Source organism: Phocicoccus schoeneichii (assembly GCF_014635565.1).
GTDB classification, from domain to species: domain Bacteria; phylum Bacillota; class Bacilli; order Staphylococcales; family Salinicoccaceae; genus Phocicoccus; species Phocicoccus schoeneichii.
Window position 1 is genome coordinate 79023 of the sequence record NZ_BMDB01000001.1, and the last position, 11474, is coordinate 90496.

The 11474-nt window shown below is 36.3% G+C and carries 13 protein-coding genes; 9 read left to right on the plus strand and 4 right to left on the minus strand.

The genetic code is table 11. The features are described 5' to 3' along the window. Positions 1–10 precede the first annotated feature (10 nt). On the minus strand, positions 11–304 hold the full coding sequence (locus tag IEU51_RS00550; RefSeq protein WP_186088287.1) for a hypothetical protein: 294 nt from the start codon (positions 302–304) through the stop codon (positions 11–13). Positions 305–373: 69 nt separating this feature from the next. Between IEU51_RS00550 and IEU51_RS00555 the strand changes: the two genes are divergently transcribed. The 9 genes from IEU51_RS00555 to IEU51_RS00595 all read left to right on the plus strand — a co-directional run bounded on the left by IEU51_RS00555 (position 374) and on the right by IEU51_RS00595 (position 8890). Next, positions 374–1447 (plus strand): M42 family metallopeptidase, encoded by a 1074-nt coding sequence (locus IEU51_RS00555; RefSeq protein ID WP_186088286.1) that lies wholly within the window; start codon positions 374–376, stop codon positions 1445–1447. Positions 1448–1453: 6 nt separating this feature from the next. Then, positions 1454–2446, plus strand: coding sequence for a PTS transporter subunit IIC (locus tag IEU51_RS00560; RefSeq protein ID WP_186088285.1), 993 nt, complete (start codon positions 1454–1456; stop codon positions 2444–2446). Between the two features lie 13 nt (positions 2447–2459). After that, the gene (locus IEU51_RS00565) at positions 2460–3278 is read left to right on the plus strand and encodes a DUF1444 family protein (RefSeq protein ID WP_186088284.1); all 819 of its coding nucleotides are present in this window, start codon (positions 2460–2462) and stop codon (positions 3276–3278) included. Next, positions 3278–3865 carry a YtpR family tRNA-binding protein gene (gene ytpR, locus IEU51_RS00570; protein WP_186088283.1) on the plus strand — a complete coding sequence of 196 codons (588 nt, stop codon included), beginning with the start codon at positions 3278–3280 and terminating at the stop codon, positions 3863–3865. The genes IEU51_RS00565 and ytpR overlap by 1 nt, the downstream gene beginning before the upstream one ends. 9 nt (positions 3866–3874) lie before the next feature. Beyond that, positions 3875–5566, plus strand: a complete 1692-nt coding sequence (locus tag IEU51_RS00575; protein ID WP_186088282.1) for a DNA translocase FtsK — start codon at positions 3875–3877, stop codon at positions 5564–5566. A gap of 8 nt (positions 5567–5574) precedes the next feature. After that, positions 5575–6873, plus strand: coding sequence for a UDP-N-acetylmuramate--L-alanine ligase (murC, locus tag IEU51_RS00580; protein WP_186088281.1), 1299 nt, complete (start codon positions 5575–5577; stop codon positions 6871–6873). An 80-nt stretch (positions 6874–6953) separates the two neighbouring features. Continuing rightward, the gene (locus tag IEU51_RS00585) at positions 6954–7400 is read left to right on the plus strand and encodes a DUF948 domain-containing protein (protein WP_186088279.1); all 447 of its coding nucleotides are present in this window, start codon (positions 6954–6956) and stop codon (positions 7398–7400) included. A gap of 22 nt (positions 7401–7422) precedes the next feature. Beyond that, the gene (locus IEU51_RS00590) at positions 7423–7785 is read left to right on the plus strand and encodes a YtxH domain-containing protein (protein ID WP_186088277.1); all 363 of its coding nucleotides are present in this window, start codon (positions 7423–7425) and stop codon (positions 7783–7785) included. 118 nt (positions 7786–7903) lie between these two features. Beyond that, a complete protein-coding gene (locus IEU51_RS00595) occupies positions 7904–8890 on the plus strand; it encodes a LacI family DNA-binding transcriptional regulator (RefSeq protein ID WP_186088275.1) in 987 nt (328 codons plus the stop codon). An 83-nt stretch (positions 8891–8973) separates the two neighbouring features. Here the strand turns inward: IEU51_RS00595 and IEU51_RS00600 are convergent, their stop codons facing one another. From IEU51_RS00600 to IEU51_RS00610, 3 genes are read right to left on the minus strand one after another with little or no spacing between them, the layout of a single operon-like run. Further along, positions 8974–10116 (minus strand): acetoin utilization protein AcuC, encoded by a 1143-nt coding sequence (locus IEU51_RS00600; RefSeq protein ID WP_186088273.1) that lies wholly within the window; start codon positions 10114–10116, stop codon positions 8974–8976. Between the two features lie 3 nt (positions 10117–10119). Further along, positions 10120–10755, minus strand: coding sequence for a CBS and ACT domain-containing protein (locus IEU51_RS00605; protein ID WP_186088271.1), 636 nt, complete (start codon positions 10753–10755; stop codon positions 10120–10122). A gap of 24 nt (positions 10756–10779) precedes the next feature. After that, the gene (locus IEU51_RS00610) at positions 10780–11412 is read right to left on the minus strand and encodes a GNAT family N-acetyltransferase (protein ID WP_186088261.1); all 633 of its coding nucleotides are present in this window, start codon (positions 11410–11412) and stop codon (positions 10780–10782) included. Between the last annotated feature and the right edge of the window lie 62 nt (positions 11413–11474).

An 11474-nucleotide genomic window follows, 5' to 3' on the forward strand; every position in this document is an offset into this window, starting at 1 on the left:
AAACTGGAGATTACTGAATAGTAATCTCCATGATTTCACCTGTATATTTGTTAGCAAGAAAGTTATACTTTTGTGTCTCATCATTCTGTTCAACATGTAATACACCACTGATTACGTTAGGTTCAAGACCAAAACGTTCCGCTTGGTTGTAGTCAAACGATACAAAAGAAATGCCATCAAACTGCATATACAAGTTATTTAATACCTTTTCAGTATTGATTGTACGGTAAGTGATGAACCATAACATTGCTGGAACAACAAATAGTACACTGATTAAAATAGACCAAAAAACACGTTTAGACATAGTTTAGCCTCCTTCGTTTTTAGTCTACCATAATCTAAAATAAATATAAATTTACGAGGTGCTTTTTTAATGAAATTAACAGACAAAACTTTAGAACGCATGAAGACATTAACAGAACTCCATGGTGCTCCTGGCTTTGAAGATCAAGTAAGAGATTACTTAAGAATTGAATTCGAAGCACTAGGTGCTGAAATCATCACTGATGGACTCGGTGGTATTTTCGCAGTGAAAAAATCTAAAAATGAAGATGCTCCGGTCGCAATGATTGCAGCGCACATGGACGAAGTTGGATTTATGGTTACAGAAATCCAAGATAATGGACTCATAAAATTTATTCCACTCGGGGGATGGTCTAAAGACGTTTTACTTAGCCAAAAGATGAAATTAAGAACTAAGGAGAATAAAGAAATCACAGGAGTAATCGGTTCTGTACCTGTTCACTTCCGCCGCGGAGATTCTAGCACTACAGAGATCAAAGACATGCTATTCGATGTTGGTGCAGATTCAAAAGACGAAGTATACGAAATGGGTATCGAACTTGGAGATTCAATTGTTCCAGATGTAAAGTTCGAAATCATGGAAAACTCCAAGAAACTCTTAGCAAAAGCTTGGGACAATAGGTATGGATGCTTAATTGCACTTGAAGTATTGGAAGAGTTAAAAGACACGGAACTCGACTGCCATTTATATGTTGGCGCAAACGTACAAGAAGAAGTTGGTTTACGTGGTGCGAAGGTAAGCTCTAACTTAATCAAACCAGATATTGCGTTTGTAGTAGATTGTTCACCAGCCAATGACATGATGGGTAAAAAGAATGATACTGGACAACTAGGTAAGGGCACACTCATTAGAATTATGGGCCGTACAATGATTCTACGTAAAAACATGCGTGAATTCTTACTAGAAACTGCAGATAAAAACAATGTGGACTATCAATATTATACGTCTCCAGGTGGAACGGACGCAGGTAGCATTCATGTCTCAAACGAAGGTGTACCATCAGCAGTCGTAGGTATTTGTTCTAGATATATTCACACAAGTCATTCAATCATTAACTATGAAGACTATCTAAATGCAAAAACTTTATTAACAGAACTTGTTAAAGAAGTGGATTCTAAAAAGATAGAATTATTAAGAGGATAATACAACATGAGAAAACTTCTCAGCAGATGGTTTATTGACGGCATGAGCTTCATGGCACTTGGACTATTTTCTTCACTGATTGTTGGTTTAATTTTAAAGACAGTTGGTCAATATATTGGCATATTTAGTACGCTAACTGAAATAGGAGAACTTGCAATGTCACTTGCAGGTGCAGCTATTGGAGTGGCGATAGCGGTCGGACTTAAAAGTCCACCGCTTATCATTTTTTCATCAGTAATTGTTGGGCATGCAGCATACTTAGAAGGTGGCGTTGCTGGTGCATACGTGACGACGATTGTAGTAATCGAAATCGCTAGACTCTACCAGAAGAAAACGCCGATTGATATACTTGTTAGTCCATTTTTAACTATTGTGATCGGTGTGTATATTGGCCAATTTGTTGGGCCATATGTTTCAAAATTCATGACTCAAATTGGAGAGTTCATTAACTTTGCCACAACACAGAATCCATTCTTAATGGGTATGCTTGTTGCGGTTGTATTTGGTGTGGTATTAACTGCACCAATTTCAAGTGCTGGACTTGCAATTATGCTCGACATTAGTGGACTGGCAGCAGGTGCCGCAGTAATCGGATGTTGTTGTCACATGGTAGGACTTGCAGTTACTGGATATAAAGATAATGGTGTTTCTGGACTTGTATCTATTGGTGTAGGTACTTCTATGTTACAAGTTGCGAATATCATTCGTAATCCGTTTATCATTTTACCGCCAACAATTGCGAGTGCGATAATTGCACCAATCATGGCAGTGTTTTGGCCAATGGAAAATAACAGTGCAGGTGCTGGTATGGGAACAAGTGGACTGGTTGGACAAATTATGGCGATTGAAGCTATGGGTCCGAGTGTTAAAACATGGATATTAATAGCGATATTTCATATAATATTACCAGCGGTAGTCACATATATTCTTTATAGAGTGCTTTATGCATATCGATTAATTAAAGATGGTGACCAAAAGCTTAACTTAGGTAGCGAATGAGCGGAGGATTTAAATGAATGTAGTACAGTTGAAAGACTTGATACTCCAAAAATTAAAAGCAGATACACTCGAATTTAACGAAAAATTCGATAGAAAAAATGAAACTCTACGAATTGAACGTAAAGATAATCGTGAGGGTGTAAGTATCGAGCTTAATAAACTTTTAAATAAGGTAAATAAGGACAAAAAGTTCTTAGATGAAGTAATATATTATGTAACAGAAACATTAAAACGCATGGGTAGAGAAGAGATTGGTCGCGAGATTACAGAACACATCTATCCTGTAGTGAGAAGTACGAGTTTCCCTAAAGAGATGAAAACAGGGGCGAAATTCATTATCGAAGCGCATACTGCAGAAACAAATATATACTATGCACTAGATTTTGGTACAGGGTATGAGCTTTTAGGTGAAGACAGTTTAGAGAAGTTCGAACTTACTGAAGAATCACTTAAGTTTCATGCGTTTAAAAATTTAAGTAAATTACCAATAGAAGTGAAAAAACAGACAGTTCAAGATAACGACTTCTATTTCATCAGTCATCAAGATGGATACGATGCATCTAGAATTTTAAATAAAGGATTCTTAGATGATATGCATGGAAAATTAGAAGGTGAAATGATGATCGGGTTACCTCACCAAGATGTTCTGATCATTGCAGACGTGAAGAACGAAGTAGGGTACGATATTATGGCACAGATGATGATGCAGTACTTTGCAGAAGGGTTGACACCAATCACGAGCCTGTCATTCTCATACAGAAGTAAAAAACTTGAACCTGTGTTTATCCTAGGAAAAGCACGCGACTACAATAAGAATAAAGGTGGAAAATAATGAGACTTACTTACAATAAAAATCATGTGGGAGATGTGCTCCTAGTTACGTTGAAAGGTGCGACAAATCCTGAATATACTCACCTTGACGGGGTAACAGTAATTAAGGACAACGGCGAAACAGTCGGCCTGAACATTTTTGATGCAAGTGAGAAATTTAGTAAAGACACTTTAAATTCTGGGTTAGGCAATGAAGCGGCTTTAGAAGAAATTAATACAGTTTTAGAGAAAGCTGGAAGTGAGAAAATTACACCAGACTTAAGTCCAAAATTCGTAGTAGGCTATGTGCTTACGCGTGAAGATCATCCAGATGCAACGCGTCTTAACGTGACAACTGTTGATGTTGGTGATGAAACATTACAGATCGTATGTGGAGCGAAAAACGTGGACAAAGGCCAAAAAGTTGTTGTAGCTAAACCTGGTGCAGTAATGAAAAATGGTTTATATATTAAACCATCTGAGTTACGTGGGGTAGAATCTAACGGGATGATTTGCTCAAAACGCGAATTAGGACTGCCTCAAGAAGAAGATGGCATTTATGTATTACCAGAATCATATAATGTAGGCGATGAATTTAAAGCAGAATAGGTGAGTGAAATGCGTCGAAATAGACCACAGAGAGATCGTCAATTTAATAATGAAAATGTAGAAAATCTACGTAAGAGAGAAAGTTTTCCATTCCCATTTGAAGTGGACGGGGATACTGGTGAAAAAATTGATTTTACCAAGCATGACTCTGTGAGACGTGAATCTATTAGTGATGGAGAAAAGAAGAACGACTCGAACCACACATTTTATGAAAGAAGAAATGTGAAACGACCAACGAGTCACACGATTACTAAAGCAAGACGTGTGCCTTCAGCCATCCATGGGACGAAAAACCCTCACCGTAAAGAACTAAACTCTAAAGAAATTTATGGAGAAAAGTTCAAAAACTATAATTCTAGTCTGGTTGAATCGATTGTACGTAAGAGAAAAGAGCGTGAAAAACGCGAGTTAGAACGTCAAAAACGCTTGAGCAAGTTGGGTCATTCATATCGTCTATCTTCTTCGATCTCACCTCTAAACCAATCGAATCAACAAGATAAACAACAAGAAACAAATAATAAGACATTGAAAGAGGAAGAGAAGAAAGCGCCTCTTCCTTTTAAAGCTGATCTTTCAAATAAAGATAAGAGACGCGGGCCTTCAATGACACTGCCACCAATCAACATGCTTGGTAAAGAGCAAGACATGTCGTTTCTTAAATACAATACGAACGATTTCAGTGTCATCAATGAGATATTAGAAACCGTTGGTGTTAATGGTTGTGCTACAAGTTTTGAGTCAAACGGCATTATCGGCCGCTACGGCATTAAGCTCGAGCCCAATTTTAAACTGACCCATATCGATGAAGTGAAAAGAGATTTAGAAGAAATTTTAGAAATTCCGAATGTACGTATATATTCACAAGTACTCGGTAATCAAAATATCGCAATCGAGTTCCCGATTAAAGAATCATATCCAATTTATTTTAAATCTGTATTTATGAATTCAGGTCTAAAACTAAGAAAAAATGATTTTAAATTTGTGCTCGGTAAGACTGTAGATAATAAAATTTTTAGTTATGAGTTAAGAAAAGCAGGACACATCCTAATTTATGGAGACTCTGAGCAACACAAAAACGTATTAGATAGTGTATTATTATCAATGCTCATGAATCATACGTCTAACGAATTCCAATTTAAAATCTATGCTGATGAATTGTCACTTAACCATTACGAAAAGTTACCTCAACACATCGGAAATATACAGTCTGTTCTAGAAAATGACGCGCTTCATGATATAATAGATGAGTTGAACAAGAGAAACGTTCAATTTAGACGCGCACACGTAAGAAACATACAGAGTTTCAACACGCGTGTTAAAAGTGAATCAAGAAAAAGCACAATGATTGTCTATATTGATAATGTTGCAGATTTATTTGAAAGTAATAACGTCGATGCAATGCGTGCTGTTGTTCAAATTTTAAAACAAGGTAAAGCGTTAGGTATCCACTTAATTCTGAATCATTCACGTCCTGAAATTAGCATTAGATACGAACTCTTACACATGTTACAGACAAAAATTTCGTACTATGATAAAAAATCTACTGTAATTGATGGTACAGATAAGCTAATTAAGGGTAATGATGTATTAGTAACGATCCCAACGTCAAATCGGCCAGTTAGGCTGAATCTTGCGATTGCCGAAGATCAAACAAAACAAGATATAATTGATTATATTTCTAAAACAGAAGATGAAAGATAGGTGTAATTGTGGAGAAATTTCATTTCATCGGTATTAAAGGTGCTGGAATGAGTGCGCTCGCACAAGTTTTGTTCGACCTTGGGCATGAAGTACAGGGCTCAGACATTACGAGCGAAGTCTTTACTGAATACCAACTTAGGAAGAAAGGTATTAAAATTCTTCCTTTCGATAAAAACAATATAAAAGAAGGTTTCACATATATCGCAGGCAATGCCTTTAAAGATGACCATGAAGAAATTAAAGAAGCATTAGATAAAGGATATAAAGTGATTCGATATCATATTTTCTTATCTGAATTTATGAGTCAATACACGTCAATTGCAGTCACAGGGTCGCATGGTAAAACATCGACTACTGGGCTTTTATCGCATGTCATGAATGGGGATAAGAAAACCACTTATTTAATCGGTGATGGCACTGGATTTGGTGAAGACGGATCTGAATACTTTGCATTTGAATCATGCGAGTACAGAAGACACTTCTTAGCATATCATCCAGATTATGCAATCATTACAAATATAGACTTTGACCATCCGGATTATTTCCAAGATATTCATGATGTTGTATCTGCATTTCGTGAAATGGGATCTCAAGTTAAAAAAGCGGTTATTGCATATGGTGGAGATCAGTATATTGAAGACATCGTACTCGATGTGCCGATTTATACATATGGTATAGACGGTGATTATGAGGTTACTGCAAGAAACGTAGAAGTTATTGATAAGGGAACTCGCTTTGATCTCTACATTAAAGGTGAGTATATCGACTCACTCCTCATTCCAATGTTTGGGGATCATCTCATCTTAAACTCTTTAGCAGTACTTACCATATGTTATTTAGAAGGACTTAACCTAGATAACATTAAAGAGGCCTTTTTAACGTATACAGGAGTAAAGAGACGTTTCAGTGAAACAAAGCTTCATAATTACATTATTGTCGATGACTATGCACATCACCCTAAAGAAATTGAAGCAACTCTAGAAACTGCGCGTAAAAAATATAAAGATAAAAAAATCGTATCGGTGTTTCAGCCGCATACGTTTTCAAGAACTGAGAAGTTTTTAAATGAATTTGCAGAAAGCTTATCTAAATCGGATAAGGCATATATCGTAAATATTTTTGGTTCAGCTCGCGAGCAATCAGGCAGTTTATCTAGTTTAGACTTGGTAAACTTGATACCTGACGCAGAATTATTGACTGAAAATGATTTACAAGACCTTGACCAACATGAAGATGCAGTGATCATATTCATGGGAGCAGGGGACATACAGAAGTATGAGAAGCACTTTACAGAACTAATTTCGTAGACATCAAAATTGTATGTTTAAAAACCTTATGAATAGGTTAATAAATAGTATACACATTTAAGAATAGCGGAGGCGTTAATATGGATTGGAGTATGTTAGGATGGATTGCACTTGCAATTGCAGCAGTAGGGTTTTTAGTACTATGTATTGCATTGTCAGTTGTGCTATTCTCAGTTAAGAAAAATTTAGACTATGTAGCAGACACTTTAAATGGTCTTGATGGTCAAATACAAGGGATTACACGCGAGTCAACAGACTTACTACACAAAGGTAACCGCTTAGTAGAAGACGTGCAAGGTAAAGTAGAGAAATTAAATTCAGTAGTAGATGCTGTACAAGGTGTTGGCTATTCAGTTCAAAACTTAAACACATCAGTAGATAGAGTGACAAACTCAATCACTACAAATATTTCTCAAAATGAGGAACAAATTTCTCAAGTGGTACAATGGTCAAACGTTGCAATGGAAATTGCAGACAAATGGAACCAACGTCAAAGACAAAACAAAACTGTTAAATCACGTTATTAAGAAGTAAAGGTCGGGGTGTTCTATGGAACGATATAATCGAGATTTACACACTCATGGTATTGATGAATACAATGAGGTAAAAGATACGAGTTCAACAGGAAGAGACTTCTCTTTTGGTTTACTACTTGGTATCGTAGTTGGAACAGTAGCAGGTTTAGTATTTGCACCAAAATCAGGACAAGCGCTTAGAGATGATTTAAGCGATCCTAAAGCCATGTTCGAAGATGGGAAAGAAAAACTTGTAGATAGCATCAAACAGAAAAAAGCAGAATTTGAAGAAGTTAATCGAATTAAAAAAATCGATGACGAGACACTTGAATTGCAAAAAGAAGCAATTAAAAGTGAAGCACATGACTCAAATGTCATTGATATGTCTAAGCTTTAAAAAAGATTCAGCCGTTGTGCTGAATTTTTTTTGTGACAAATGTGCAAACATTGATAATTATACTATGAAATCTGTTATTATATATATTAACCGTTTTCATAGAGGAGGGAACAAGAGAATGGCAATTACAATTTATGATGTTGCGAGAGAAGCAAACGTTTCTATGGCAACTGTATCACGAGTACTCAATGGTAACCCAAATGTAAAACCCGATACTAGAAGAAGAGTAAAAGAAGTTATTAAACGTTTAAACTATAAACCAAACGCAGTAGCGCGAGGATTAGCAAGTAAAAAGACGAAAACAATCGGTGTAATCATTCCAGATCTATCAGATTTATACTATTCAGCAATACTTAAAGGACTGGAAGACGTATCTGAAATGTACCAATATCAAATCATCATCTCTAATACAGATAATGATGCGAACAAGGAATTAAAGGCATTTGAGACACTTTCATCTAACCAGGTGGATGGAATCATTTTCTTAGGTGGTTCATTAGATGAAGCAACTCATGAAGTGATTGAACAATACGATAATCCAATTGTAATGTGTGGATATTCAAAACATAAACATATGTCGACAGTTAATATTAATTATCCAGACGCAGTAGGAGAAGTAGTGAGTGACATGATTAAGCGCGGCAGAGAAAACTTCGTATATGTGAAGAGCGGATACCATAGCTTCTTAGAAGACGTTATTGGAGAAAGAATCCAAGCTGAATTAGACGCGCATGGTATTTCAACTAAAATAGATACTTACGATGCATTAACATACGAAGCAGGCATTGAATTATTCGACAACCTTGTGAATAGCGATAGCAAAGTAGACGCTGTAATTTCAATCTCAGATGAAGTTGCAGGAGGCGTGCTTCACGGTACTTTAGATCATAATGTTAAAGTACCAGATGACCTTGAAATCATGAGTTGTTCAAATACAAGAATCGCATACATGATGCGACCACAACTCTCAACAATTGCAGTACCTCTTTACGATATTGGCGCAGTAGGTATGAGACTTCTTACTAAACTCATGAACAAAGAAGAAACAGAAATCACGCACGTAGAACTTCCATACAAATTCAACTACTCAGAAACGACACTCTAAGCTGATGCTTGGGGTGTTTTGCTTTGTCCAATTTTTACAGTTTTTTATATGATAAAAACAAAAAGAGCAGAGAAATGTTTTCTCTACTCTAAATACATCATAATTCGATCTAACACTAATTGATTTTTTTCTGTGATTTCTGGTCGTCTTGGTATGTTCATATAGTCGTCTAGGTCGTCCTGCCAGCTTTCTGGGAATTCGAGCTTTGACAGTGGCTTGTATTCATCTAAAAAAGCTTGTGGCAACGGTCCTGTCGGTGCTTCTTTATCGTTCATCGCGAGCCACACTTGTGCCCACGCTCTTGGTACGACTTGCCATATATTATATCCACCACCACCGAGGGCTAACCATTTCCCGTGCGCATATTTATCTGCAATATAATTTACAAACCTCGGAATTTCTTCATAGCTCTTAGAAGTCAGTGACAGGTGAGTCATCGGATCTCTATAATGGGCGTCTACGCCATTTACACTCACAATAATATCTGGTTGGAATATCTCTGCAGTTCTCTCTAAACTTTCTTTAAACACTTCTAAATAAGAATTATCTTCAGTAAATGCATCTACTGGTAAATTCACACTGAATCCGAAACCATTATCCACACCGCGTTCTGTGACATGGCCGGTTCCAGGGAAGAGGTAACGTCCAGTTTCATGGATTGAGTAGGTCATAATATCTTTATTATCATAGAATATAAACTGTACGCCGTCTCCATGATGGGCATCTGTATCGATGTAAAGAACACGTTGGTTAAAGTTCTGTCTCAAATATTCACACGCAATTGCTGCGTCATTATAAATACAAAATCCACTCGCTTTTCCTGAAAATCCGTGATGAAGGCCTCCAGCAAGCGATGTTACTTTCTTAGCTCGTCCATTCATAATAAGGTCCACTGCACGCAGTGTTGCTCCGACAAGCATACTGCATTTTTCATGCATGTTCTCAAATTGAGGTGTGTCCTCTGTGTTTAAACCAAAGTTAATCAGTTCCTCGTCCGTTAATTCAAAGTGACCTGCGCGTTTTACGGCTTCTACATAATCTTCAGTATGTACAAGTTTAATTTCATCTTCTGTTGCGACTCTTGGGTCAACAATATCGCTATCTTTCAAGAATCCAGCAGCCTTTAATAGGTCTGTCGTCATCTTGAGACGCATCTGGTTAAAAGGATGTGTATCGCTAAAGCGATATTTTAACAACTCATCGCTATATACATATAAAGGTTTCATAATCTATTCCATCCTATGCGGGTTTAAGACGTTGAATCCTTTTTCAACAAGTGCGTCAATCGCTCTCTGTGGATTCATCGCATTCACTTTTAAGACGACAACTTTATGATTTGGTTTTTCTCTATTATCATAGATTGTGATTGATACAATACGGACTTTCAGTTCTTTCATTGTGTGACCAATGTCATGCACAATTCCAGGTTTATCAAATACATCAATTTCGATGATAGATCCTGGATATTTCATACCTGTAATTTCAATAAACGCGGACATAATATCCGTTTGAGTAACAATACCAATGAGCTTTCTATTTTTTACAACAGGGACTGCACCTAAATCAAATTGATGAAAGTCTACAGCTAATTCTTCTACAAAGTCATATTCACTCGTCGATATTATATTTTTTTTCATAATTTCCTTTAGGCTATGATTCATTGTGACGTTTGTTTCTTGTGACAAAATCGAGGGTAATGCTAAGTTAATATCCTTATCAGTAACAAGTCCAACGACATGTCTATCTTCATCTACGATAGGAACGTGTCTGATGTTATAAGCATTCATAAGAGTCATGGCTTGTTCTATTGTATCAGTTTCTTTAAGTGTTTTAACATTTTCAGTCATAATGGTTTTTACTAACATGTGTTATAACTCCTTCAAATTAAACTAAAAAAAGAATCGATTTTTAAAACGGATTTCATCAAAAATAATCATTTTATCATTATCAATATTTTTTCCAATACGTGCCATTAACGTATTTGCAGGATGACTCGTAATCTCGGGGTCATTTGTTTGATATACTTCAAACCCAGCTTTCGCCATAAGCCGCACCATAATATCTTTATATTCATAGACATCCAATTTCGTGTTTTTAAGATCCCAGTGCCAGTAATATTCAGTGGTGAGAATAATGTAGTTTTCCATTTGTTCATCTTTAACAGAGAGTATTAAAAGTTTTGATGCTAACTTTGCACCACGGTGTTTTTTAGCAACTTCAACAGCACCAAGTTCTAAAATAAAGGGATGGTTGCCTTCGCTCCAGCGTTCAAATTCATCTGGGAAGTGGAACGTGACATAACCCACGATATGATTTTCAATTTGTGCAACGATGATTCTACCTTCTTCAAGTTCGGCAATTTCTATCAAAGCTTCGAACTGATCTTTTGGTCTACGAAATGCTGTTAATTCAGAATCAAAGGTGTAAGTCTTAAGTTTTTCTGGAGAAATTGGACCTTCTATAACATACTCAAGACCATTGATATTATAGGATTCCTTGAAGTATTTTTTAGGGTGAATCAAAAAATCACCTCCGTAATTAAATTAATTATTTTGATAATATATTCAAGTTCATTATATAATAG